This is a genomic window from Microbacterium sp. CCNWLW41, assembly GCF_037083505.1.
In genome coordinates, this window is sequence record NZ_JBAOJP010000001.1 from 1455216 (window position 1) to 1478169 (window position 22954).

Genomic DNA, 22954 nt, shown 5'->3' on the forward strand with positions numbered 1-22954 from the left:
CGCGGCATCCGTCGTCACTCCTCGACGAGCTCGGGAAGCGCCGCCTTCAGCTCCGCGAGCCAGGCGCGGGCGTTGCCGTCGGACGGGGCCCGCCAGTCCCCGCGAGGAGACAGCGAGCCGGCCGGCGACACCTTCGGTCCGTTCGGGATCGCCGAGCGCTTGAACTGCGCGAAGGCGAAGTAGCGCTTCAGGAACACCTGCAGCCACTTCGCGACCGTGGGCAGGTCGTAGGCGTAGCGGTCTTCGTCGGGGAAGCCGGGCGGCCAGGCGCCGGCGTCCTTGTCGCCCCACGCGGCGGCCGCGAGGAACGCGATCTTCGACGGCCGGAACCCGAAGCGCAGCACGTGGTACAGCGCGAAGTCGTGGAGTGCGTACGGACCGATGCGATCCTCGGTGGACTGCATCCTGCCGTCCTGTCCGGCCGGGACGAGCTCGGGCGAGATCTCGGTGTCGAGGACCGACTGCAGCACCTCGCGCGCGCGATCGCTCAGATCGGCCGAGCCGCCCTCGTCGCCGCGGTGCGAGATCACCCAGCGGATCACGTGCTGGATGAGGGTCTTGGGCACGCCGGCGTTCACGGCGTAATGGCTCATGTGGTCGCCGACGCCGTAGGTCGCCCAGCCGAGGGCGAGCTCCGACAGGTCGGACGTGCCGATGACCATGCCGCCGTGGTGGTTCGCCAGCCGGAACAGGTAGTCGGTGCGAAGGCCCGCCTGCACGTTCTCGAAGGTGATGTCGTGCACCGGCTCGCCGTCGGCGAACGGGTGATCCAGTCGCTCGAGCATCTCGATCGCGAGCGGGCGGATGTCGATCGTCTCGATCGAGGCGCCCACCGCCTCGGCCAGCGCGATGGCGTTGGACTTGGTGTGCTCACTGGTGGCGAAGCCGGGCATCGTGTACGCCAGGATCTCGCTGCGCGGGCGGCCCATCACATCCATGGCGCGGGCAACCACGAGCAGCGCGTGCGTCGAGTCCAAGCCGCCCGAGACCCCGATGACGGGCTTGGGACCGCCGATCGCGCGCATGCGCTGAACCAGGCCGGACACCTGGATGTTGAAGGCCTCGTAGCAGTCCAGCGCGAGGCGCTCCGGGTCGTCGGGCACGAACGGGAAGCGGTCGAGCACGCGCCGCAGGCCGACGTCGGCCTGCGGCGGATCGAGCTCGAAGTGCACGGTGCGGAACGCGGCATCCGCCCCCGTCGTCCTGCGGTTGTCGTCGAAGGTGCCCTGTCGCAGCCGGTCCTGCCGCAGCCGGTCGAGGTCGACGTCGGCGACGGACTTGCGGGGACCGTCGGGGAAGCGCTCCGTCTCGGCGAGGAGGTTGCCGCCCTCGTAGATCATCGTCTGGCCGTCCCACGAGACGTCGTTCGTGGACTCGCCGTCGCCCGCGGCGGCGTACGCGTAGGCGGCCAGGCACCGCAGCGACTGCGACTTGCAGAGGTCCTTGCGGTCTTCGGCGCGCGCGATGGTGATGGGGCTGCCGCTGAGGTTGAGCAGCACGGTCGCGCCCGCGAGCGCCGCGGCCGAGGACGGCGGGATCGGGACCCAGACGTCCTCGCACACCTCCGCGTGCACCACGAGCCCCGGCACGTCGAGCGCCTCGAACAGCAGGTCCGGGCCGAACGGCGCCTCGAGAGCACCCACCCGGATGTCCTGCCCGCCCTGGTCGTCGCCGGCGGCGTACCAGCGCCGCTCGTAGAACTCGCGGTAGGTCGGCAGGTACGACTTGGGCGCGACGCCCAGCAGCTCGCCGCGGTGGATCACGACGGCGCAGTTGTACAGCCGGCTGCGATGGCGCAGCGGCGCGCCGACCACGAGCATCGGGAGCAGATCGACGGATGCCTCGACCAGCCGTTCGATCGCCGCCACGACGGCGTCGAGCACGGCGTCCTGCATGACGAGGTCCTCGATGCTGTAGCCGGTCAGGCAGAGCTCGGGGAAGACCGCGACGGCGACCGCCTCAGCGTCGCACTCCCTGGCCGATGCCAGCACCGCCTCGGCGTTGGACTGCGGATCGGCGATCGAGATCGGGATGGTGCAGGCCGCGACGCGGGCGAATCCGTGCCGGTATGCGCTCTCGAAGGGCAGGCTCATGCGCACCAGTCTGTCAGGTGCCCCCGCGGGCCGTCCGGGGTCGTGCCGGGGGTGTCGGATGCCGCGGCTAGGGTCGATGGGGAAGGGCGGGGCATGCGATACATCGAGGACGAAGGCCGGATCGTCTGGAGCGCGAGCGATCTCAAGGCCGCCGCGGAGTGCGAGTTCGCGTGGCTGCGGGCGATCGACGCGCGGCTCGGGCGCATCGCCGCCGTGGAAGAGCCCGAAGATCTGACGCTCGAGCGGGCCGGGCGCCTCGGCACGGTGCACGAGCAGCGCGTGCTCGCCGACTACGTCGGGCGCTACGGCGATCGGGTCGTCCAGATCCCCGAGACGCGCTCGTCCGACGCCGCTGCCCTCGCGGAGGCCGTCGCCCTGACCAACGCGGCACTGGACTCCGACGCCGAGGTGGTCTACCAGGCCGCCTTCGCCACCGACTCGTTCGTCGGCTTCGCCGACTTCCTCGTGCGCGACCCGTCGTCGGGCGCGGGGGCGACGAGGCCGTGGCTCGTGCAGGACACGAAGCTCGCGCGCCACGCGCGGGTGACCGCCCTCATGCAGTTGGCGGCATACGTCGACCAGCTCGACCGGCTCGCCGTTCCGCGCTCCGACCGGGTGCAGCTGCTGCTCGGCGACGGCAGCGTCAGCGAGCACGAGGTCGACGACCTGCTCCCGGTGTTCTCGCTGCGGCGCGAGCGTCTCGCGGCGCTCATCGCCGACCGCCGGCTCGACCTCGGGGCGGCGGGCGAGCCGGTCCCGTGGGGAGACCCGCGGGGCGACCTCGCCGTCGTCGCCTGCGGGCGCTGCGCGACGTGCGACGCCGAGGTGGTGGCATCCCGCGATCTGCTCCTCGTGGCGGGGATGCGCCCGGTGCAGCGCGAGCGCCTTCGCGCCGCGGGGATCTCGACCATCGAGCAGCTCGCCCACGCCGCAGTGGGTCCCGTCGGGATGAATCCGGACGTCTTCGCCTCCCTGCGCACGCAGGCGCGGCTGCAGCTCGAGAGCCCGGCCGGCACGCCGCCGCTCACACCGCCGAAGCCGGCCCGACAGCAGGCGCCGGCGGCCGAGAGCATCGTCGCGCCAGACGGCGGCGTCGCGGCGCAGGGGACGGTGACGCTGGCCGCGGTCCTCGAGGTGCCGGCTGCGGCGCCCGAGCCGCCGCCCGTCCCGGTGTTCGAGGTCGTGGCGCCCAAGGCGCTCGGGGCGCTGCCGCGTCCCGACCACGGCGACCTCTTCTTCGACTTCGAGGGCGATCCGCTGCACACCGAGCCGTCGCTGCCGGGGGAGCCCACGCAGTGGGGGATCGACTACCTGTTCGGATGGGTCGACAGCCGCGAGCAGTACACGGCGCTGTGGGCGCACTCGTTCGCCGACGAGAAGCGCGCTCTCGAGACGTTCCTCGACATCGTCAACCTGCGCCGGCAGCAGCACCCCGGCATGCACATCTACCACTACGCCCCCTACGAGCCCACGCACCTGCTGGCGATGGCCGCGCGGCACGGCGTGCGTGAGGCCGACGTCGACCGGCTCCTGCGCGACGGCGTGTTCGTCGACCTCTACCCGATCGTGCGCCGTGCGCTGCGGGTCGGATCGCGCTCGTACTCGATCAAGAAGCTCGAACCGCTCTACATGGGCGACGAGGTGCGCACGAGCGACGTCCAGAAGGGCGACGACTCGATCGTGCGGTACGTCCAGGCGCGGGCGCTGCAGGACGACGGCGACGACGCCGGGGCCCGGCTCGTGCTCGACGATCTCGCGGACTACAACCGCTACGACTGCGTGTCGACGCGCCGTCTGCGCGATTGGCTGGTCGACCGCGCCCGCGAGGCCGCCCTGGTGCCATCGCCCAATCCCGAGCCCGATGAGCGCGCGTACGAGCCGTCGCCGCGGGCGACCACGCTCGAGGCCCTCGCGCACCGCCACCCGGAGGACTCGGTCCCCGCGCGATCGCTGCGCCTCGGGGCCGCCGCGATCGACTACTACCCCCGCGAGGCGAAGTCGTTCTGGGCGACGCACTTCCTCCGGCTGCGCGAGCCGGTGTCGCTCTGGGACGAGACGCGCGACGTCGTCACGATCGATCCCGCGCGCAGCCGCGTGCGCGAGGACTGGCACTTCGCCGAGAGCGGCCGCGGCGGGGAGCGCCGCATCGTCGAACTGCGCGGCGATCTCGCGCCGGGAACGCGGCTGAGCGAGGGCACGAACCCCTTCGCGCTGTACGAGCTGCCGGCGCCCTACCCGTTCGAGCCGTCGCCCCGGTGGATCCACTCGTACCGCTCGGTGACCGTCCTCGAGGTGCTCGACGACGGCGCGGTCGTCGAAGAGACGGCCGTCGACGGCGTGACCTGGACCGACCTGCCCCTGGCGCTGACCCCTCAGGCGCCGCCGGCGGCAGGAAACCAGCAGGCGGCGATCGACGCGTGGGCGGATGCCGTCATCGCCGCCGCACCGGAACTTCCCCCGGGCCCCGCCACCGACATCCTCTGCCGTCGTCCGCCGCGCACCCTGTCGGGCCTGCTGCCCGCGGCGGGCGGTGACATCGTCGACGCGATCACACGGGCGGTCCGCGACCTCGACCGCAGCTACCTCGCGGTGCAGGGACCCCCCGGCACCGGCAAGACCTACGTGGGGTCCCACGTGATCGCGCGCCTCGTCCGCGAGCACGGCTACCGGGTGGGCGTCGTCGCCCAGGGCCATGCGACGATCGAGCAGCTCCTCGACCGCGTGATCGCCGCGGGCGTCCCGGCCGTCCAGGTCGGCAAGGCGCCGAAGGACGCGTCGTCGGCCCACTCGTTCACGGTGCTCCCGAAGAACGGCGTCGCGGCGTTCACGGCCGAGCACGAGGCATCCGGATACGTGATCGGCGGCACGGCGTGGGACTTCAGCCACGAGGGGCGCGTGCCGCGCGGGAGCCTCGACCTGCTCGTCGTCGACGAAGCGGGGCAGTTCTCGCTCGCGTCCACCATCGCGGTGTCGCTGGCGGCCCCCCGCCTGCTGCTGCTGGGCGACCCCCAGCAGCTGCCGCAGGTGAGCCAGGGCACGCACCCCGCGCCCGTCGACACGTCGGCCCTGGGCTGGGTCATGGACGGCGCCGACGTCGTGCCGCCCGAGTACGGCTACTTCCTCGCTCAGACCCGGCGCATGCGGCCCGAGGTGGCCGCGCCCGTCTCGACGCTGTCGTACCGGGGCGAGCTCGAGGCGCACCCGTCGACCGCGCTGCGCCGCATCGACGGCATCCGTCCGGGCCTCGTTCCTGTTCCGCTGCGCCATCGAGGAAACGCCACGCAGTCCCTCGAGGAGGCCGCCGAGGTGGCTCGCCTCGTATCGGACCTGGTGGGCCGCGATTGGACGGACGCCGCGACCGCGGACGCCGACGGGACGTCGGTGGCCCTGCCGCCGCGCCCGCTCGAGCAGGGCGACATCATCGTGGTCACGCCGTACAACGCGCAGCAGGTCGCGGTCGAGGCCGCGCTCGCCGCCGCCGGCTTCCCCGACGTCCCCGTCGGCACGGTCGACAAGTTCCAGGGCAAGGAGGCAGCGGTCGCGATCGTGTCATTGGCCGCATCGAGCGGGCGGGACGCTCCGCGGGGCCTGGAGTTCCTGCTCCTGCGCAACCGCCTGAACGTCGCGATCTCGCGCGCCATGCACACCGCCTACGTCGTGTACTCGCCCGGGCTGCTGGACGACCTCCCGTACACGCCGGAGGCGGTGGCCCGTCTCAGCGGCTTCGCGCGACTGGTCGGCAGGGGCTGAGCGCCGCGTAGACTCGCGCACACGTCGCACAGACAGCACCGGCGCGTCCTGCCCCGGTCCCAACGCCGCGAGACCCGACGCCCGAAGAGGAGCCCGCATGGCCGACGACGCATCCCAGCAGTTCGAGATCGATCTCCCGCCGGAACTGATCGGCGGCGCCTACGCCGACTTCGCGAACGTGTGGCATACGCCCACGGTGTTCGTGATGGATTTCCTCACGCTCGCCCAGCCGCCGAGGGAGCAGGTGGACGCCGAGACCGGGCAGCGTCACACCGTCGTGCCCGCCCGCGTGGTGAGCCGGATCCGCATCCCGCCCGACCAGGTGTTCGAGCTCGCCAAGGCGCTGACCCAGCAGCTGGAGTTCTGGGAGCGCGAGACGGGCCGCCGCAATCCGCAGGAGCCGCTCGGAGACTGACGCACCGGGCCGGCGCGGCCATCCTTCCCGTAAGCAAACGGCTCGCCGATGTCAACCCCGTTGGGGGTCTTTCTCCCACGTGATTGGGTGGGGCATGCGTCGCATAGACGCAGAGGCGCGGCATCCGTTCGGCGAGGGGCGGATGCCGCGCCGTATTCGTGCGGTATCACCCCCGGCGCCCCCTCCTCCTCCACACCGAGGAGGACGACATGAGCACCATCGAGCACCGGCTCGCCGGGACCGGGTCGGCGACGGAGGACAGCCGGACGGATGCCGCAGCCCGGCGCCGCGGGCTGGTCTTCTGGATCGTCCGCTACCTCCCTGCCGAACTGGCGGGCACCGCCGCGATGGTGTTCGGCGGACTCCTCGCCGCCATGTGGACGGATGCCGCGCCCCTCATCGCGCTGGCCGCGCTCGGCGGCGAGATCCTCGGGTTCTACCTGGTGCTCGCCGTCACCATCTACAGCGAGCAGGCGCGGGTGTCGGCGACGCGGCGGCGTGCCGTGGCGCGCACCGCGATGCTGCTGCTCGCCGAGTTCGGTGCGGCGGAGCTGCTCGACACCTTCGTGATCCGTCCCGCCGCGCTCCTGCTCGGCGTGTGGCTGATCCCCGACCCGCTGTGGGGAATGCTCGCCGGCAAGATCGCCGCCGACGTCGTCTTCTACTCCATCGCCGCCGGCGCCTTCACCGTGACCGCCAGGTCCGGTCTGCGCGACGGCCGGCACGCGAGGGCGGTGGCGTCATGAACCTCGGCGCGCTGCGGCGCGAGCCGCGCACCACCCGCCCCTACGAGGACCGTCGCCGGGCCGAGGCATCCGCTCTCCTGTCCACCGTCGCTGCACGCGCCGCCATCGCCGTGCACGGCACTCCCGTGCTGCTGCTGGACCCGGCGCGCGTCGAGGCGCAGTACGGGCGTCTGCGCGCCGCGCTGCCGTTCGTCGGCTTCCACTACGCGGTGAAGGCCCTCGCGCACGAGGCGGTGCTCGACGTCCTCGACGGCGCCGGGTGCGGGTTCGATGTCGCGACCGGGGAGGAGCTGCGGCTGCTCACCCGACGCGGCGTAGAGGCGACGCGGATCATCCACACGCACCCGATCAAGAAGCCGGCCGAGATCGCCGAGGCGCTCGCAGCCGGCGTCCGCACGTTCGTGGTCGACAACGAGGTCGAGATCGCCAAGTTCCACGGCACCCCGGCCGACACCCGGCTGCTGGTGCGCCTGGCCTACCGCAGCCCTCACGCCAAGAGCGACCTGTCCAGCAAGTTCGGCGTCGGGCCGTTCGAGGCCGCGCGGCTCGTCGAGAGCGCGCTGGCGTCGGGGGTGCGGGTCGCGGGCTTCAGCTATCACGTCGGCAGCCAGCTCGACGACCCGCCGCGCTTCGCCGCGGCGGCAGCCGACACCCTCGAGCTCATGGGGATCCTCGAGCGACGACTGAACGTGCAGTTCGACACGCTCGACATCGGGGGCGGGCTGCCGGCGTCGTACGACAGCGAGGCGTCCGGGATCGACGAGGTCGCCGCCGCGCTGAGGCCGGTCCTCGCCCCGCACGCGCGGCGGCTCGACATCATCGCCGAACCGGGTCGCGTCATGGTGGCCGAGGCGATGAGCCTCATCACGAGCGTCGTGGGCGTCGCCGAGCGCGCCGACGGGCGGTGGTACTACCTCGACGACGGGCTCTACGGGTCGTACTCGAACGTGCTCACCGAGGACGTGCACCCGCTCGTCTTCGCGGAGCGCGATCTCGGCGGCGTCGGCCACGACGGCCGCCGCCGGATGCCGCAGGATCACCGGTGGGCCACCCTCGCCGGCCCCACGTGCGACTCGTCGGATGTCATCGCGCGCGAGGTGCTGCTGCCCGACCTGCAGCCGGGCGACCTCCTCGTCAGCCCGACGATGGGCGCGTACACCACCGTCACCGCGACGCGGTTCAACGGGCGCCCGTTCACGCCGGTCGCGGTCGTCGACGGCGGTGCGGTGACGGGCGCGACCGCCCTCCCGAGAGTCGAGCTGCGTGCGCCGGAGGGTCAGACGGTGCCGTAGAGGCGGTCGCCGGCGTCGCCGAGGCCGGGCACGATGTAGCCCTTCTCGTTGAGCCGCTCATCGAGGGCGCCGAGCACCAGGGTGACGTCGCGTCCGTCGACCTGCTTCTCGATCGCCGCGACGCCCTCGGGGGCGCCGAGGAGGCAGATCGCCGTGACGTCCTGTGCGCCGCGGCGGAACAGGAACTCGATCGCCGCGCCCAGGGAGCCCCCGGTCGCGAGCATGGGGTCGAGCACGAAGCACTGGCGGTCGCTGAGGTCGTCGGGCAGGCGCTCGGCGTACGTGGACGGCTCGAGGGTCTCCTCGTTGCGCACCATGCCGAGGAAGCCGACCTCGGCGGTCGGGATGAGCTTGACCATGCCCTCGAGCATCCCGAGCCCCGCACGCAGGATCGGTACGACGAGCGGACGCGGGTCGCCGATCTTGACGCCGGTGGTCGTGGTGACCGGCGTCTGGATCTCGATCTGCTCGACCCGCACGTTGCGGGTCGCTTCGTAGGCGAGCAGCGTCACGAGCTCCTCGGTGAGCTGACGGAACACCGGCGACGACGTGCGCTGGTCGCGCAGCACCGTGAGCTTGTGGGTGATGAGGGGGTGGTCGGCGACGTGCAGGCGCATACGCCCAAGGGTAGTGCGTCCCGCCGTGGGCGCCGGGCCGATGTGGGCCCGCGCGGCTACGCTCGTCGTGTGCACCCCGACACCGCCGATCTCGCGGCGATGCAGCGCGCCCTCGCGCTGGCCGCCCAGGCGGGGGAGTCGGGCGACGTACCGGTGGGGGCGGTGGTGACGGATGCCTCCGGCGCGGTCATCGCCGAGGGCCGCAACCTGCGCGAGCTCGACCACGACCCCACCGCGCACGCGGAGGTCGTCGCGCTGCGTGCAGCCGCCGCCGCGCGCGGATCCTGGAACCTCGAGGGCTGCACGCTCGTCGTGACGCTCGAGCCCTGCGTCATGTGCGCCGGCGCAGTGCTGCAGTCCCGCATCTCGCGACTGGTGTTCGGCGCGTGGGACGAGAAGGCCGGGGCGGCCGGGTCGATGTACGACGTGGTCCGCGACCGGCGCCTGCCCTACCGCGCCGAGGTCGTGGCGGGTGTGCGCGAGGACGAGGCATCCGCTCTCCTGCGCGCCTTCTTCGACGCGCGCCGCTAGCGTCAGCGCGGAAGGTGCGGCAGCACCTCGCCGAGATACTCGACGTGCGAGATGTCCTGCAGGTCCATGAGCTGGAAGTACACGCGCTGGGCCCCCAGCGCCACGAGCCGCTCGACCTTCGCGACGATCTCGTCGCGGTCGCCGACGATGTTCACGTCGCCGCGCAGCTCGTCGACGGTCCGCTCGATACGGGCGGCGCGCCGGTCGAGGTCGGCGGTGGATGCCCCGGCGAGCGTGGGCAGCGCGACCGAGAGCTTCAGCGACGCGGGGTCGCGTCCGATCCGCGCGCACGCCGCGCGCACGCCGGCGAACTTCTCCGCCGACTCCGCCTCCGAGCGGAAGCCGATGTTGAACTCGGTTGCGAAGCGGGCTGCGAGCTCGGGGGTGCGCCGCGGGCCGCCGCCGCCCACGATCACCGGCACCCGCTGCTGGACCGGCTTCGGCAGCGCGGGGGCATCCGTCAGCCGGTAGTGCGCCCCGTCGAAGCTGTAGGTCTCGCCGACAGGGGTGGACCAGAGGCCGGTGACGAGCTCGAGCTGGTCCTCGAGGATGTCGAACCGCTTGGCGGGGAACGGGATGCCGTACGCCTCGTGCTCGCGGGCGAACCAGCCGGTGCCGAGGCCGAGCTCGGCGCGTCCGCCCGACATCGCGTCGACCTGCGCCACCTGGATCGCGAGCAGGCCGGGCACGCGGTAGGTCACCGACGAGACGAGCGTGCCGAGCCGGATGCGCGAGGTCTCGCGGGCGAGGCCGGCCAACGTGGTCCACGCGTCGGTGGGACCGGGCAGTCCGTCGCCGTCTCCCATGTGGAGGTAGTGGTCGGAGCGGAAGAACCCGTCGAAACCGAGCCTCTCGGCCGCCTGCGCGAACGCGAGCTGGTCGTCGTAGCTCGCTCCCTGCTGGGGTTCGGTGAAGACGCAGTACTCGATCGGCATGGGTGCTCCTCGCATGGGGATGAAGGACGGGCGCCCCGGGCGGCGTCGAGCCGCGCTGCGGCCGGGATGCCGGCCGGAGGGGGGCGGCGGATCAGTCGGCGGACTTGATCACGAACTGGGACGTCGGCGGGGCCGCACTGTCATCGGGGCGGTAGATGTCGGGCTCGAAGTAGATCACGCGCGCCGTGGGCACGGCCGCCCGGACCCGCTGCTCGACCCGGTCGATGTGCGACGCGACCTGCGCCAGTGGCGCGTCCGAGGGGAAGCCGAGCTTCGCCGCCACCAGCAGCTCGTCGGGGCCGAGGTACAGGGTCTTGATGTGGATGATCCGCTGCACCTCGGGTCCGGCCTCGATGGCGTCGACGATGCGCCGGTGGTCGGCATCCGTCGCCCCTTCGCCGACCAGGAGGCTCTTCGTCTCGATGCCGAGAACGATCGCGATGAGGATCAGCAGCGTGCCGATCATGAGCGTGCCGATGGCGTCGAACACGGTGTTGCCGGTGATGACGGTGAGCCCCACGCCGAAGAGGGCGAACACCAGGCCGGTGAGCGCCCCGATGTCTTCGAGCAGCACGACGGGGAGCTCGGGCGCCTTCGCGTGGCGGACGAACGAGACCCACGACTGCCCCTCGGCGCGGACGTGGTTGCTCTCGACGATGGCCGTGCGCAGCGAGAACGACTCGAGCCCGATGGCGACGACGAGCACGACGATGGGCAGCCACCACCAGCGCTCGTCGAGGGCGTGCGGATGCCTCAGCTTGTCGACGCCCTCGTAGATGGCGAAGAGGCCGCCGACCGAGAACAGGATGATCGAGACGACGAACGCGTAGACGTAGCGCTCGCGTCCGTAGCCGAACGGATGCTCCCGATCCGCGCGGCGCTTGGCCTGCCGGCCGCCGAGCAGGAGCAGCAGCTGGTTGCCCGAGTCGGCGACGGAGTGGATGGCCTCGGCGAGCATCGACGCGGATCCCGAGAGGAACCACGCGATGAACTTCGCCACGGCGATGCCCATGTTGGCCAGGAACGCGGCCATGATGGCCTTGCCGCCGCCGGAAGCACTCATGCGACGAGTCTACGGACGCCGCACGCCGCGCCCCGAACCCCTTGCGTCGCGCCCCGCTCCGTGTCAGGCGAGCCGAGGGGCTGCGTGGCCGGCGCCGCTCGCGTCAGTCGGACGAGCGCAGGATGATGGTCTCGGTCGGCGGGGCCGGGTCGCTCGGGTGCCCGACGTATCCGATCACCTCGAGCAGCGCGTGCCGGAACTGCCCCGGACGCTCGAGGTGCGGCGTGTGGCCGACGTCCTCGAGGTCGAGCTCGGTGACCTCCCCGCCGCCGTCGGCGTACCGCGCCAGCACGTCGCGGGTCTGCGACACCATCGGCTGCGGCGGTGCGATCTCGTCGCCCGGCCAGCCGGGGACGATCCCCAGCTTGCCCAGGTTGTTGTAGTCGTAGAACGACGAGTCCGACACGATGGGGTCGAGACGGCCGTGGATCCACAGCACGGGCGGCTTCGGGTCGAGGTCGACGATCCCCGACACATCGAAGTGGCCCGGCGTCATCGTGTTGAGCACGCCGATCCCGCCCGCGGCGAATCCGGGCCAGCTCTCGCTGGAGACCGAATCGCCCGGGTAGTTGCCGGTGGCGGTGGACGTGGTGAGCATCGACTCCACCCACACGTCCTCATGCTCGGTCGCAAAGCCCGGCGCGACGTATCCCGACCGGAACACGCTGCGCGGCGACGTCGGCGCCTCGTCGCCGGTGTCGTGATCGATTAACCGCTGCACGAAGTCGGGGTTGACGGTGCCGCCGCCGCAGCCGGCGTCGTCGTCGGTCAGACGGCTGCCGTCCCGGCGCGTGCCGCCGAACCCGTAGGGCGAGATCGGCGCTTCCAGGGTGAGGCTCAGCACCGGGTGCTCGAGGGCATACTGCATGATGACCCCGGCCCCCATCGACCAGCCCACGAAGTGCGCGGTCGGGATCTCCAGCTCCTCGAGCGTCGCACGGACGTCGTCGCTGAAATCGCGGACGCCGCGGGTCGCGTCGATCGGAGCGTGCTCGGTGCTGCCGTAGCCGCGGAGGTCGATCGCGACGGCGCGGAGATCGGTCGGCAGATCCAGCATGGTCTGCTGCCAGAACAGCGACGACGACACGTTTCCGTGGACGAAGACCACGGTCCGCTCGGGAGGCGTCGCAGGATCGTCGCCGGCGCGTTCGAGCACGTTGACGGTCAGATCGGGCGTCTCGACGCGGCGTGCGGTGATGCCGTCGAAGAGGGTCATGTCGGGTGCCTCCCACGTCCTGCGGGGGCCTCTGCGTCCCCGCACTCATGAGAATAGACCGGCCCGCGCCGCGCGCAATCGACTTCGGCGTGCGGATGCCACGACACGCGCGCGCCGGCGCACGAGCGCGTGCCGGGCTCACGCCATTCCGTCGCCGCCGGCACTCTGCCCGGTGTAGAACGCGAACGTGCTGTCAGCGGCGCGACGGGCCGTCTCGGGATCCGCGCCGTCGGCGGCGTGCGCCGTGGCCCAGCCGTCCGCCGCCGCACGGTAGAACGCCTGCCCCTCGTCCGAGACCGCCCAGGCCTCCGCCTGCTCCGGGGTCGGGCCGTCGCCGGCTCCGGCCAGGTGCAGGGCCAGGCCCAGCATCCCGCCGTCCCAGCCGACGCCGGTCGCGCCGGGGCCGTACATCTCCCAGAACCCCTCGGGGACGTCGTCGGTGCGGGCGACATGCTCGAGCTCGAGGCGGGTGGCATCCGCCCCTTCCGCCGTCAGCCGCACCGTCAGCCACGTCACGCCGCCGCCGAACTCCCACGTCGCCTTGAAGTGCGCCCGGCCGCCCGAGGGCGGCGCGCACTCCTGCACGACGCCGCCGGCGTTCCCCTCGAGCTGGTACCGGCCCCCGAGCGCGAGGTCGCCCGAGACCGGGAGGAACCACCGGGCGATGCGGGGTGCCGTCGTGACCGCGTCCCACACGTCATCGATGGGGGAGGGGTACGTCTGCGCGAGCGTCTGCACCCGCGACGGGAACCCGTCGATCTCCTCGCTCGCGACCTCTCGCGTCACTGCGGCGACCTGCGCCTGTACGTCGACCATGTCAGTCCTCCTTCTCGTCTGTTCCTGACTCGTCTGCCTTCTCGGACTGCCCGGGTTCGGCATCCGGCTCCGCGGCGTCCGTCCCTGCGGCAGCGCGGCGCCGCTCTCTGCGACCACGCGCCAGTTCCGTCGCCAGCGCGTCCAGGTGCGGCTGCCAGAAGCGACGGAACGGGTCGAACCACGCCGCCGCGTCCTCCAGCGGCGCGGGGTCGATCGCATAGAGGCGCCGCGTGCCGTCGGGGCGGACGGTCGTGAATCCCGCCTCTCGCAGCACGCGGAGGTGCTGCGAGACGGCCGGCTGCGAGATGCCGAACTCGCGCTGGACCTCTTCGCCGATCCGGCCGGCGCTGAGTTCGCCCTCCGCGAGGAGTTCGAGGATGCGTCGGCGGACCGGATCGCCGAGGACGTCGAGCGCGTGCACGGCTCCATCATTGCGCGCGAACTTATATAAGTCAACAGTGATCTTCGTGCCCGCCCGCCCACGGGGCCTGCGCTCGTAGGATGACGCCATGGCATCCGACACTCCGGCACTCCCTCCCATCGCGATCCTCGGCGCCGGCTCGATGGGCGGTGCCATCGCCCGCGGTCTCTCGCGCTCGGGGCTCGCCGGGGCGGGCGTCACCGCGACGAACCGCTCGCGCGCGAAGGCCGCCGAGCTGGACGGGCTCGAGGCGGTGACGAGCGTCGCGCTGGAGGATGACGCGACGGGGAACACGGATGCCGCGGCCGCCGCCGACGTCATCCTCGTGGGCGTGAAGCCGGCCATGGTGCCCGACCTGCTGCGTGAGATCGCGCCGGCCGTGCGCCCGGGGACGATCGTGGTGAGCCTCGCCGCCGGGGTCACCATCGAGACGTTCGAGCAGATCCTCGGCACCGGGATCGCGGTGCTGCGATCGATGCCGAACACCCCGGCGGTGGTCGGCCGCGCGGTGACGGGGCTCGCGGCGGGGCCCCGCGCGGACGCCGCCGCCCTCGACGTCGCACGCCGGCTGTTCGAGACCGTCGGAACCGTCGTCGAGGTCCCGGAGTCCCGGATCGACGCCCTGTCGACGATCTCGGGGTCGGGCCCGGCGTACTTCTTCCTGCTGGTGGAGGAGTTCACCAAGGCCGCGATCGGCAAGGGCTTCGCCGAGGCCGAAGCCCGGGTGATGGCGGAGCAGACCTTCATCGGTGCGGCTGCCCTGCTCGAGGCATCCGCCGACGATCCGGCCGAGCTGCGCCGGCGCGTGACGAGCCCCAAGGGCACGACCGAGCGCGCGATCGCCGTCCTGCAGGAGGCGCGCCTGGACGAGGTGTTCGCGGACGCGACCGATGCCGCACTCGCCCGCGCGAAGGAGCTCGCCGCCGGCGCGTGAGCGCGATGCGGAGAGGTCGCGCGGTTGAGTGCGGGACCGCCGTGGATCAGCGCTCGAGCGCGGCGAACCTCTCGATGTCGGAGTTCGTGCCCGACACGATGATCAGGTCGTGGTTGGTGACCACGGTGTTGGCCTCCGCGTAGCGGAACGGCTTGCCCGGGCTCTTCACGCCGACGACCGTCACGTTGTACTTCGTGCGCACGCCCGACTCGTTCAGTCCGACGCCGCGGATGAACTTCGGCGGGTAGAGCTTGGCCAGCGCGAAGTCGTCGTCGAAGCGGATGAAGTCGAGCATGCGGCCGCTCACGAGGTGCGCGACGCGCTCGCCGGCCTCGCGCTCGGGGTAGATGACGTGGTTCGCGCCGACGCGGGCGAGGATCTTGCCGTGCGACTGCGACACCGCCTTCGCCCAGATCTGCGGCACCTTCAGGTCGACGAGATTGGCCGTGATGAGCACCGAGGCCTCGATCAATGAGCCCACGGCGACGACGGCGACCTGGAACTCCTGGGCGCCGATCTGCTTGAGCGCATCGATGTTGCGGGCGTCGGCCTGCACGGTGTGCGTCACGCGCTCGGACCACTTCTGCACGAGGTCCAGGCTCTCGTCGATCGCGAGCACCTCCCGATCGAGGCGGTCGAGCTCTCCGGCGCAGGCGGCGCCGAAGCGACCGAGTCCGATCACGAGGACGGGCGCGTCGCCCCTGATCCGCTCAACCAACGATCGGCCTTTCGACAGGCAGCGAGTACAACTGCGAACGGGATGCCGCGGCCACCGCCGCTGCGAGAGTCACTGTACCAACGCGTCCCATGACGATCGTGATCGCCAGCACATACACAGCCGGATCCGGCAGCTCCGCAGTGAGCCCCGTCGACAGCCCGACGGTGGCGAAGCCGGAGATGACGTCGAACAGCACGTCTCCGAGATCGGCCTTCGTGATCTGCGTGATGATGATGGTCGAGAGCGCGACGATCGTCGATCCCCACGCCACGACCGACAGCGCCACCCGGAGCACGTCGCTGGGTATGCGCCGGCCGAACACCTGGTTGGAGGCGCGTCCCTTGGCCTCCGAGACGACGGCGAGCGCGATCACCGCGAGCGTGGTGACCTTGATCCCGCCTGCCGTGGACGCCGAGCCGCCGCCGACGAACATGAGCATGCAGCCGACCAGCAGGCTGGACTGGTTGAGCTCGCCGATGTCGAGGATCGCGAACCCGCCGGATCTGGTCATGGCGGAGAGGAAGAACGCCTGGAACGTGGTGTCCCAGGCATCCTCGGTGCCCAGGGTCAGCAGGTTGTCGTACTCGAGCACGAGGAAGACGGCTCCGCCCAGGAAGAACAGCAGCACCGTGGTGATGAGCGTCAGCTTGGCGTGCAGCGACCAGCGGCGCACGTGCCAGAGCTCGCGGCGGAGCGTGTAGATGACCGGGAAGCCGATCGAGCCGAGGAAGACGCCCGCCATCAGCGCCGTCAGGAAGAAGTAGTCGTGACGGAAGGGCTCCAGGCCCTCGGCGTTGGGCGTGAAGCCCGTGTTGGTGAACGCCATCGCCGCGTAGAACGGGGCCTCCCACAGTGCCGCGTTCCACGGCACGCCCGCGAGGATGAGGCCGGGGAAGAGGAGGACGGCGATGATCGCCTCGATGACGAGGGTGGACAGCGCCACGGTGGCCAGCAGGCTGCCGATCTGGCCGAGCTGCACCGTCTGGCCCTCGTTGACCGGACCGCCGTGGGTGCGCAGCGGGTTCGAGTCGCTCGCGGCCATCAGCTTCGCGCGCAGCCCGAGACGGCGCGAGATCACCAGGCCCAGGATCGATGCCATCGTCAGCACGCCCAGCGCGCCGATCTGCACGCCCACGAACACCAGCACGTGGCCGAACGGCGACCAGTGCGTCGCCATGTCGACGGTGGCCAGGCCTGTGACGCAGATCGTCGAGACGGCCGTGAAGAACGCGTCGGCGAAGGGCGTCACCTCTCCGGTCGCGGAGGCGATCGGCAACGAGAAGAGGCCCGTGAAGACGAGGATCAGCGACAGGAAGATGATGATGGCGAACCGTGCCGGGGAGCGCTGGGTCAGTTCGCGGAAGTACTCCTTCACACCGCGGCCGGCGCTGCGAAGCCGGGCCGCAGGGGTGACGGCGGCGGCTCGCCTGCCATCCGTCATCTGGTCTCCTCGTGCAGTGCGACCCCATGTCGACGGGGGCGGGGCGCCATCATGGTACTCCGCTGGGGTCCCGACTACTCTGAGCCTATGGCGGACATCTTCGACGTGATCGCGGACAGAACGCGTCGCGACATCCTGCGACTCCTCCTCGACCGCTCTTCCGCCGGAGACCGGGGCACCAGCGTCTCGCACATCGTCACAGAGCTCGGCGCCAGCCAGCCGACCGTCTCGAAGCACCTCAAGGTGCTGCGCGACGCGCACCTGGTGTCGGTGCGCGAAGAGGGCCAGCACCGCTACTACAGTCTGTCCGCCGCCCCGCTCGACGAGGTCGATGACTGGCTCGTCCCCTTCCTCGACGACAACGGCGCCGCCGTGCCCGACGACGGCGCCGCCGCTGCGCTGCCGGACAGTGCCGCTCACGCGGCGGAGGTCGTCGGCCGCGCAGCGGCGTCGGCCAAGCACGCCCTGGAGAACGCGCTCAAGCGCCTGCCCGGTCGGTGACCTGCGACGAACCCTGAGGCCGCCGTCGGTCGTCGCCCGGCGCAGCGCCGGTCAGCGCCGTCCTGCCTTGCGCCGGAACAGCCAGGCTCCCCAGGCGAACGAGACGATGAGGATCGCCAGGCACCAGCCCACGGCCCACCAGGCGTTGTCGTCCATCGGCGTGCCCAGCAGCAGACTGCGCAGCGCTTCGATGATGGGCGTCACGGGCTGGTTCTCGGCAACCCACTGCAGCCACTCCGGCATGGTCGTGACCGGCACGAAGGCGCTCGAGAGGTACGGCACGAACAGGATGATGAACCCGTAGCCGTTCGCGGCCTCTGGGCTGCCTGCCGCCAGGCCGATCGCGGCGAACAGGTAGGTGATCGCGAGGATGTATAGCGCGATGAGGGCGATCGCACCCACCCAGCCCCACGCGCCGGCCGTGGGACGGAAGCCGACGAGGAGCGCGACGCCGATGACGACGCCGGTGGCCAGCAGGTTGCGCAGCAGGCTGGCGACCACGTGGCCGGTGAGCACGGCGCTCGCCCGGAGGGGCATGGTGCGGAACCGGTCGATGATCCCGGCCTTCATGTCGTTGGCGACATACACCGCCGTCGACGCCGCGCCGAAGCCGGCGCACAGCAGGATGATGCCCGGCACCACGTAGTCCACGTAGCCGCCCGTCGGATCGATCGCGCCGCCGAAGACGTAGGTGAAGAGCACCATGAGCAGCACCGGCAGCATGATCGCCATGACGAGCGACTCGCCGTCCCGCAGCGAGTGCAGCAGGCTCCGGCCGACGAAGACGCTCTCGGCGGTCAGGCCGGAGATGCGGGGGCGGAGGGCGGGGACAGGGGCGAGGGCGGTCATGCGAGCTCCTTGGCGGTGTCGGAGTGCCGGACGCCCGGTGCGCCGCGGCCGTCGGGCGAGGTGAGGGCGAGGAAGACGTCGTCGAGGCTCGGCCGCCGGAGGGTCACGATGCCCTCGGCGCCGGATTCGTCGAGCACGTCCAGGGCCCGGCGCAGGCCCGAGACCGAGCCGTCGGTGGGGACCTCGCGCACGAGGGCGCCCTGCGGGTCGTGCACCTCGACGGTGTCGCCGCCGATGCGGGACTTGAGCGCTGCGGCGGTGCCACCGGCGACGACCCGACCGCCGTCGAGCACGGCGACGCGGTCGGCCAGCTGATCGGCCTCCTCGAGGTACTGGGTGGTGAGGAAGACGGTGGTGCCCGCGTCGGCGAGGGAGCGGATGACGTCCCACAGCTCGCGACGGCTGCGGGTGTCCAGTCCCGTCGTGGGCTCGTCGAGGAAGAGCACCTCGGGCGCGACGACGAAGCTGAGCGCCAGGTCCAGCCGCCGTCGCATGCCACCGGAGTAGGCGCCGACGCGGCGGGTCGCGGCATCCGTCAATCCGAAGCGCTCCAGGAGCTCGGCGGCGCGGGCACGGGCAGCGCGGCGGTTCAGGCCGGACAGGCGGCCGAGCATGACCAGGTTCTCGGTGCCGGTGAGGGCGTCGTCGACCGCGGCGGATTGGCCGGTCAGGCTGATGCGCCGCTTCACCTGCTCGGGCTCGCGGGTCACGTCGAAGCCGGCGACGCCGGCCGTGCCGGCATCGGGGCGGACGAGCGTCGTCAGCACATTGATGGTGGTGGTCTTGCCGGCGCCGTTCGGACCCAGGAGGGCGAAGACCTCGCCCCGGCCCACGGCGAAGCTGACGCCGTCGAGGACGCGCTCGCGGCCGAACGTCTTGCGGAGCCCGTCGGCGACGATGACCGGCGGAGCGGCAGGGGAATGCATGAGGTTCCTTTCGAGTACGTCGTAAACTGTTTATGCGACTAACTGTGTATCACACGATCATGAGGTGTACAACATAAACAGTCTTAGACTGACCGCATGACGGACGCAGTCGAGCCCGAGCTCCCGCGCGGCATCGCCCTGGCGTGGGGCATCGCCGCGAGTCCGCAGCGGGGGCCGAAGCGCGAGATGAGCGTGGAGCGCATCGTCGAGGCGGCGGTGGAGATCGCCGACGCCGACGGTCTCGGCGCCGTGTCGATGGCTGCGGTCGCGTCCCGCCTCGGATTCACGCCCATGTCGCTGTACCGCTACGTCAGCGCCAAGGACGACCTCATGCTGCTCATGCAGGAAGAGGCCACCGGTGCACCCTCGGAGGCGACGCGGACCGCGGGGGGCTGGCGGGAACGGCTCGAGGCGCTGTACCGCGAGCAGCTGCAGCACTATCTCGCCCACCCCTGGGTGCTCGAGATCCCGATCTCGGGCGTGCCGGCGACGCCGAACAGCGCCGCGTGGATGGATGCCGGCCTCAGCGCGCTCGCCGACACCCCGTTGTCGTACGAAGAGCGCCTCGCCGTGATGCTGCTCGTCACGGGCACCGCGCATTGGGCGGGGACGGTGCTGGCCGCCTACGCGCGGGTGGAGCGCGAGCAGGGACTTCGCGACGACGAGATCGCCCGCAAGGAGGACGCGCTGTTCCGAGCCCTGATCACGGCCGACGCGTATCCCGAGCTGCGCGCGGCGATCGAGGCCGGGGCGTTCCTGGACGAGTCCGATCCGTTCTCGTTCGCGCTCGCGCGCGGGCTCGACGGCGTAGGCGGCTACATCCAGGCGATCGGGGAGGGGCAGCGCCCGCCCCGCGAGTCCTGGTTCGCTCCCGACGATGCGGATCTGGTCGACGACAAGCGGTACCGGGAGGCGCAGCGGGCGGTGCGGGCGGCCGAGAAGGCGCTGCGCGATGCCCGGAAGATGGAGCGGCAGGTCGCGCGCGAGGCGCGGGATCGTCGCGCCCGCCAGCGCTCCGATGCATGACGGCGCTCACCAGCACCATCCGTCACAGCAGTTCACAGCAGCCCCGGTTTACACGCCGGTCCGCGGCGGTCTAAAGTGATCGCAGTACTTCTGGGGAAGGGGATCGACATGGCGGAACTGCCTGATGTGCGCTTCCTCACGGTGGCCGAGGTCGCCGAGTTGATGCGGGTGTCCAAGATGACGGTCTACCGCCTCGTCCACTCGGGCGAACTGCCGGCCGTCCGGTTCGGTCGCAGCTATCGCGTGCCCGAGACGGCGGTGACCGAGGCCCTGCAACGGCCGATCGCCGACGTCGGCTAGACTGTTCCGAGGCATTTTCCGTATCTGCCCGTTCCCGGGTGCGCACACGCCGCGCCCAGACCCCGACATAGTGAGGTTCTCCGTGGGTTCTGTCATCAAGAAGCGCCGCAAGCGCATGGCGAAGAAGAAGCACCGCAAGCTGCTTCGCAAGACTCGCCACCAGCGCCGCAACAAGAAGTAAGCGGCATCCGCACCAAGCGCCCCCACGGCGCTGCGCTTCGACAAGCCCAGCAACCGTCGGAAGGGGGCGCTTCGTGTATCCGGAATCCGCGTCCCGAGAGGCATCGATGAAGTCCATCACCGTCCAGCAGCTGCGCGAGCGCACCGGCGTTCCGCTGATCGACGTCCGCGAGGTCGACGAGTTCGCCGCCGGCCACGTGCCCGGCGCGATCAACATCCCGATGTCGGCCATCGGCGGCCGGCTCGACGAGCTCCCCGACGGCGCGTTCGACGTCATCTGCGCGGTGGGCGGCCGCTCCGGCCGGGTCGTGGAGGCCCTCGAGGCTCGCGGCTACGACGCCACGAACGTCGACGGCGGCACCAACGACTGGGTCGCCTCGGGCTTTCCCGTCGAGCGCTGAGCGGCCGGCATGACCACCGTCACCCTCATCGGCAAGCCCGACTGCCATCTGTGCGACGTGGCCCGCGAGGTGGTCGAGACCGTCGTCGCCGAGCTGCCCGAGGACGCCGTCGACATCCAGGAGCTGTCGATCGCCGACGACCCGGCGCTGTACGCGCAGTGGTGGGAGAAGATCCCGGTCGTGCTCATCGACGGCGAGCTGCACGGCCACTGGCGCGTGTCGCCCGACCGCCTGCGTGCGGCGCTCGCCGGCTGAGCCGCGGCATCCGCCTCAGGGAGCGAGGCGGGTGGGGCCCCGGAAGAGGTAGGTGACCTCGCGAATGGACGACTCGCCCAGCAGGAGCATCATCACGCGAGCGAGACCCATGCCGAACCCGCCGTGGGGCGGGGCGCCGTAGCGGAAGAAGTCGAAGTAGAAGTCCAGGTGCTCGGGCTCGAGGCCCTTCTCCTGCGCCTGCTCGATGAGCACGTCGACGCGGTGCTCGCGCTGCGCGCCGGTCGTGATCTCGACACCCTTGAACAGGAGGTCGTACGACTTCGTCAGCCCGGTCTCCTCGTCGCGCATGTGGTAGAACGCGCGGATCTCGGGGTGGTAGTCGGTGATGAAGACGAACTGGTGGCCGTACGTCTCTTCGACGTGCGCGGAGATCTGCCGCTCGCCTTCGGGGTCGAGGTCGCCGTCGGTGCGCGGGATCTCGTAGCCACGGCTCGTGACGATCTCGCGGGCTTCGGCGAGCGGGATGCGCGGGAACGGGATCGCGGGCACCTGCACCTCGACGCCGAAGAGCTGCTCGATCTCGGCGCCGTGCTTGTCCTTGACGGCCTGGAAGCCTGCCTGCAGCAGCTCCTCCTGCATGCGGGCGACGTCCTCGTGGGAGTCGATCCAGCTGATCTCGGCGTCGATCGAGGTGAACTCGGTGGCGTGGCGCGAGGTGAACGAGGGGTCCGCGCGGAAGGCGGGCGCGATCTCGAAGATCTTGCCGAAGCCGGCGACCTGGGCCATCTGCTTGAAGAACTGCGGGGACTGCGCGAGGTACGCCGTCTGCTCGCCGAAGTACTCCAGCGAGAAGAGCTCCGCATTGGACTCGGATGCCGAGGCCATGAGCTTCGGCGAGTGCACCTCGATGTAGTCGCGCTCGATCCAGTAGGTGCGGAAGGCGTGCTCGAGGGTCGTCTGCACGCGGAAGATCAGGTTGTTGCGGCGCTGACGGAGGTCGAGGAATCGCCAGTCCATGCGCTTGTCCATGCCGCTGTCGGCGGCGATGGGGGTCTCGGGCAGCGCAGCGGCCGCGATGTCGAGGCTCCCGATCTTGATCTCGACGCCGCCGAGCTTGACGCGCTCGTCGTGCTTCAGCTCGCCGCGGACGGTCAGGAACGTGCCCGTCGCGAGGTTCGAGATCGTCTCGGTGAGGGCGAGGGCCGCGGCATCCTGCTCCGAGCCGTCCTCCGCCGGGCGCGTCGCCGGATTCACCAGCTGCACCGCGCCCGTCTCATCGCGAAGGATGACGAACTGCACCTTCTTCTGGTCGCGGACGGTCTCGACCCACCCGGAGACGGAGACGGGGCCGTCGGAGAGACCCTGCAGCTGGTTGACGAGGACGCGTTCAGTCACGGTCGACAAGTCTACGTTGACCCGCAGCGGGTCAATGCGAGCGAAGCGAGCGTTGAGGCGCTGCGGGTCAAGATCGAGTAGCGAGGAACGAGCGTATCGAGATCTCGGTGCTCCGGGTCGATGCGAGCGAAGCGAGCGTTGAGGCGTCAATCGGCGTGTCGTCCCCGGCCGC

24 protein-coding genes are annotated in these 22954 nt (G+C 71.2%); 12 read left to right on the forward strand and 12 right to left on the reverse strand.

Going from position 1 to position 22954, the window contains the following annotated elements; all coding sequences use genetic code 11:
• Positions 1-14: 14 nt before the first annotated feature.
• Positions 15-2093, reverse strand: coding sequence for an NAD(+) synthase (locus V6R91_RS06405; RefSeq protein WP_336394745.1), 2079 nt, complete (start codon positions 2091-2093; stop codon positions 15-17).
• Positions 2094-2186: 93 nt separating this feature from the next.
• On the opposite strand from V6R91_RS06405, the gene V6R91_RS06410 reads away from it, so the two are divergent.
• The 4 genes from V6R91_RS06410 to V6R91_RS06425 all read left to right on the forward strand — a co-directional run bounded on the left by V6R91_RS06410 (position 2187) and on the right by V6R91_RS06425 (position 8296).
• The gene (locus V6R91_RS06410; protein WP_336394746.1) at positions 2187-5843 is read left to right on the forward strand and encodes a TM0106 family RecB-like putative nuclease; all 3657 of its coding nucleotides are present in this window, start codon (positions 2187-2189) and stop codon (positions 5841-5843) included.
• 97 nt (positions 5844-5940) lie between these two features.
• On the forward strand, positions 5941-6258 hold the full coding sequence (locus tag V6R91_RS06415; protein WP_336394747.1) for a DUF3467 domain-containing protein: 318 nt from the start codon (positions 5941-5943) through the stop codon (positions 6256-6258).
• Between the two features lie 209 nt (positions 6259-6467).
• Positions 6468-7004, forward strand: coding sequence for a hypothetical protein (locus tag V6R91_RS06420; protein ID WP_336394748.1), 537 nt, complete (start codon positions 6468-6470; stop codon positions 7002-7004).
• Complete coding sequence (locus V6R91_RS06425) at positions 7001-8296, forward strand: type III PLP-dependent enzyme (RefSeq protein WP_336394749.1); 1296 nt, start codon at positions 7001-7003, stop codon at positions 8294-8296. The genes V6R91_RS06420 and V6R91_RS06425 overlap by 4 nt, the downstream gene beginning before the upstream one ends.
• Here V6R91_RS06425 and upp read toward each other — a convergent pair.
• A complete protein-coding gene (gene upp / locus V6R91_RS06430; protein ID WP_336394750.1) occupies positions 8281-8913 on the reverse strand; it encodes a uracil phosphoribosyltransferase in 633 nt (210 codons plus the stop codon). The two genes, V6R91_RS06425 and upp, sit on opposite strands and share 16 nt — an antisense overlap.
• Before the next feature lie 99 nt (positions 8914-9012).
• Here upp and tadA point away from each other — a divergent pair, with 99 nt between their 5' ends.
• Positions 9013-9444: a tRNA adenosine(34) deaminase TadA gene (gene tadA, locus V6R91_RS06435; RefSeq protein WP_336395056.1), complete on the forward strand. Its 432-nt coding sequence runs from the start codon at positions 9013-9015 to the stop codon at positions 9442-9444.
• Between the two features lie 2 nt (positions 9445-9446).
• On the opposite strand, the gene V6R91_RS06440 is transcribed toward tadA, so the two are convergent.
• From V6R91_RS06440 to V6R91_RS06460, 5 genes are all read right to left on the reverse strand, one after another.
• A complete protein-coding gene (locus V6R91_RS06440) occupies positions 9447-10373 on the reverse strand; it encodes an LLM class F420-dependent oxidoreductase (protein WP_336395057.1) in 927 nt (308 codons plus the stop codon).
• A 97-nt stretch (positions 10374-10470) separates the two neighbouring features.
• Positions 10471-11442, reverse strand: coding sequence for a cation diffusion facilitator family transporter (locus V6R91_RS06445; protein ID WP_336394751.1), 972 nt, complete (start codon positions 11440-11442; stop codon positions 10471-10473).
• A gap of 103 nt (positions 11443-11545) precedes the next feature.
• Positions 11546-12658, reverse strand: coding sequence for an alpha/beta hydrolase (locus V6R91_RS06450; RefSeq protein WP_336394752.1), 1113 nt, complete (start codon positions 12656-12658; stop codon positions 11546-11548).
• Between the two features lie 138 nt (positions 12659-12796).
• Positions 12797-13474, reverse strand: a complete 678-nt coding sequence (locus V6R91_RS06455) for an SRPBCC domain-containing protein (protein WP_336394753.1) — start codon at positions 13472-13474, stop codon at positions 12797-12799.
• Between the two features lies 1 nt (position 13475).
• Complete coding sequence (locus V6R91_RS06460; RefSeq protein ID WP_336394754.1) at positions 13476-13895, reverse strand: ArsR/SmtB family transcription factor; 420 nt, start codon at positions 13893-13895, stop codon at positions 13476-13478.
• 88 nt (positions 13896-13983) lie between these two features.
• Here V6R91_RS06460 and proC point away from each other — a divergent pair, with 88 nt between their 5' ends.
• Positions 13984-14829: a pyrroline-5-carboxylate reductase gene (gene proC / locus V6R91_RS06465; protein ID WP_336394755.1), complete on the forward strand. Its 846-nt coding sequence runs from the start codon at positions 13984-13986 to the stop codon at positions 14827-14829.
• A gap of 46 nt (positions 14830-14875) precedes the next feature.
• Here proC and V6R91_RS06470 read toward each other — a convergent pair whose 3' ends face one another.
• Both V6R91_RS06470 and V6R91_RS06475 read right to left on the reverse strand, forming a co-directional pair.
• Complete coding sequence (locus tag V6R91_RS06470; protein WP_336394756.1) at positions 14876-15547, reverse strand: potassium channel family protein; 672 nt, start codon at positions 15545-15547, stop codon at positions 14876-14878.
• Entirely contained in the window at positions 15540-16988 is a 1449-nt protein-coding gene (locus V6R91_RS06475) for a TrkH family potassium uptake protein (protein ID WP_336394757.1), read from the reverse strand. Before V6R91_RS06475 ends, V6R91_RS06470 begins: the two co-directional genes overlap by 8 nt.
• Before the next feature lie 87 nt (positions 16989-17075).
• On the opposite strand from V6R91_RS06475, the gene V6R91_RS06480 reads away from it, so the two are divergent.
• Positions 17076-17489 carry an ArsR/SmtB family transcription factor gene (locus V6R91_RS06480; RefSeq protein WP_336394758.1) on the forward strand — a complete coding sequence of 138 codons (414 nt, stop codon included), beginning with the start codon at positions 17076-17078 and terminating at the stop codon, positions 17487-17489.
• A gap of 51 nt (positions 17490-17540) precedes the next feature.
• On the opposite strand, the gene V6R91_RS06485 is transcribed toward V6R91_RS06480, so the two are convergent.
• Positions 17541-18338, reverse strand: a complete 798-nt coding sequence (locus V6R91_RS06485; RefSeq protein ID WP_336394759.1) for an ABC transporter permease — start codon at positions 18336-18338, stop codon at positions 17541-17543.
• The gene (locus V6R91_RS06490; RefSeq protein WP_336394760.1) at positions 18335-19264 is read right to left on the reverse strand and encodes an ATP-binding cassette domain-containing protein; all 930 of its coding nucleotides are present in this window, start codon (positions 19262-19264) and stop codon (positions 18335-18337) included. Before V6R91_RS06490 ends, V6R91_RS06485 begins: the two co-directional genes overlap by 4 nt.
• 96 nt (positions 19265-19360) lie before the next feature.
• On the opposite strand from V6R91_RS06490, the gene V6R91_RS06495 reads away from it, so the two are divergent.
• The 5 genes from V6R91_RS06495 to V6R91_RS06515 all read left to right on the forward strand — a co-directional run bounded on the left by V6R91_RS06495 (position 19361) and on the right by V6R91_RS06515 (position 21426).
• A complete protein-coding gene (locus V6R91_RS06495) occupies positions 19361-20290 on the forward strand; it encodes a TetR/AcrR family transcriptional regulator (RefSeq protein ID WP_336394761.1) in 930 nt (309 codons plus the stop codon).
• A gap of 108 nt (positions 20291-20398) precedes the next feature.
• On the forward strand, positions 20399-20590 hold the full coding sequence (locus V6R91_RS06500; RefSeq protein WP_336394762.1) for a helix-turn-helix domain-containing protein: 192 nt from the start codon (positions 20399-20401) through the stop codon (positions 20588-20590).
• An 82-nt stretch (positions 20591-20672) separates the two neighbouring features.
• Complete coding sequence (locus V6R91_RS06505) at positions 20673-20771, forward strand: 30S ribosomal protein bS22 (protein WP_003792170.1); 99 nt, start codon at positions 20673-20675, stop codon at positions 20769-20771.
• Positions 20772-20877: 106 nt separating this feature from the next.
• Positions 20878-21171, forward strand: a complete 294-nt coding sequence (locus tag V6R91_RS06510) for a rhodanese-like domain-containing protein (protein ID WP_336394765.1) — start codon at positions 20878-20880, stop codon at positions 21169-21171.
• Between the two features lie 9 nt (positions 21172-21180).
• On the forward strand, positions 21181-21426 hold the full coding sequence (locus tag V6R91_RS06515; protein WP_336394766.1) for a glutaredoxin family protein: 246 nt from the start codon (positions 21181-21183) through the stop codon (positions 21424-21426).
• A gap of 15 nt (positions 21427-21441) precedes the next feature.
• Here V6R91_RS06515 and aspS read toward each other — a convergent pair whose 3' ends face one another.
• Positions 21442-22782, reverse strand: coding sequence for an aspartate--tRNA(Asn) ligase (gene aspS / locus V6R91_RS06520; protein WP_336394767.1), 1341 nt, complete (start codon positions 22780-22782; stop codon positions 21442-21444).
• Positions 22783-22954: the final 172 nt, after the last annotated feature.

What these genes read in the sequence shown, in the direction of transcription:
- V6R91_RS06485 (WP_336394759.1), bottom strand. Translation starts at nt 18,338, where the DNA reads ATGACCGCCCTCGCCCCTGTCCCCGCCCTCCGCCCCCGCATCTCCGGC.
- V6R91_RS06490 (WP_336394760.1), bottom strand. Translation starts at nt 19,264, where the DNA reads ATGCATTCCCCTGCCGCTCCGCCGGTCATCGTCGCCGACGGGCTCCGC.
- V6R91_RS06455 (WP_336394753.1), bottom strand. Translation starts at nt 13,474, where the DNA reads ATGGTCGACGTACAGGCGCAGGTCGCCGCAGTGACGCGAGAGGTCGCG.
- tadA (WP_336395056.1), top strand. Translation starts at nt 9,013, where the DNA reads ATGCAGCGCGCCCTCGCGCTGGCCGCCCAGGCGGGGGAGTCGGGCGAC.
- V6R91_RS06415 (WP_336394747.1), top strand. Translation starts at nt 5,941, where the DNA reads ATGGCCGACGACGCATCCCAGCAGTTCGAGATCGATCTCCCGCCGGAA.
- V6R91_RS06510 (WP_336394765.1), top strand. Translation starts at nt 20,878, where the DNA reads ATGAAGTCCATCACCGTCCAGCAGCTGCGCGAGCGCACCGGCGTTCCG.
- V6R91_RS06480 (WP_336394758.1), top strand. Translation starts at nt 17,076, where the DNA reads ATGGCGGACATCTTCGACGTGATCGCGGACAGAACGCGTCGCGACATC.
- V6R91_RS06420 (WP_336394748.1), top strand. Translation starts at nt 6,468, where the DNA reads ATGAGCACCATCGAGCACCGGCTCGCCGGGACCGGGTCGGCGACGGAG.
- V6R91_RS06495 (WP_336394761.1), top strand. Translation starts at nt 19,361, where the DNA reads ATGACGGACGCAGTCGAGCCCGAGCTCCCGCGCGGCATCGCCCTGGCG.
- V6R91_RS06405 (WP_336394745.1), bottom strand. Translation starts at nt 2,093, where the DNA reads ATGAGCCTGCCCTTCGAGAGCGCATACCGGCACGGATTCGCCCGCGTC.
- V6R91_RS06410 (WP_336394746.1), top strand. Translation starts at nt 2,187, where the DNA reads ATGCGATACATCGAGGACGAAGGCCGGATCGTCTGGAGCGCGAGCGAT.
- V6R91_RS06445 (WP_336394751.1), bottom strand. Translation starts at nt 11,442, where the DNA reads ATGAGTGCTTCCGGCGGCGGCAAGGCCATCATGGCCGCGTTCCTGGCC.
- V6R91_RS06475 (WP_336394757.1), bottom strand. Translation starts at nt 16,988, where the DNA reads ATGACGGATGGCAGGCGAGCCGCCGCCGTCACCCCTGCGGCCCGGCTT.
- upp (WP_336394750.1), bottom strand. Translation starts at nt 8,913, where the DNA reads ATGCGCCTGCACGTCGCCGACCACCCCCTCATCACCCACAAGCTCACG.
- proC (WP_336394755.1), top strand. Translation starts at nt 13,984, where the DNA reads ATGGCATCCGACACTCCGGCACTCCCTCCCATCGCGATCCTCGGCGCC.
- V6R91_RS06425 (WP_336394749.1), top strand. Translation starts at nt 7,001, where the DNA reads ATGAACCTCGGCGCGCTGCGGCGCGAGCCGCGCACCACCCGCCCCTAC.
- V6R91_RS06515 (WP_336394766.1), top strand. Translation starts at nt 21,181, where the DNA reads ATGACCACCGTCACCCTCATCGGCAAGCCCGACTGCCATCTGTGCGAC.
- V6R91_RS06450 (WP_336394752.1), bottom strand. Translation starts at nt 12,658, where the DNA reads ATGACCCTCTTCGACGGCATCACCGCACGCCGCGTCGAGACGCCCGAT.
- V6R91_RS06500 (WP_336394762.1), top strand. Translation starts at nt 20,399, where the DNA reads ATGGCGGAACTGCCTGATGTGCGCTTCCTCACGGTGGCCGAGGTCGCC.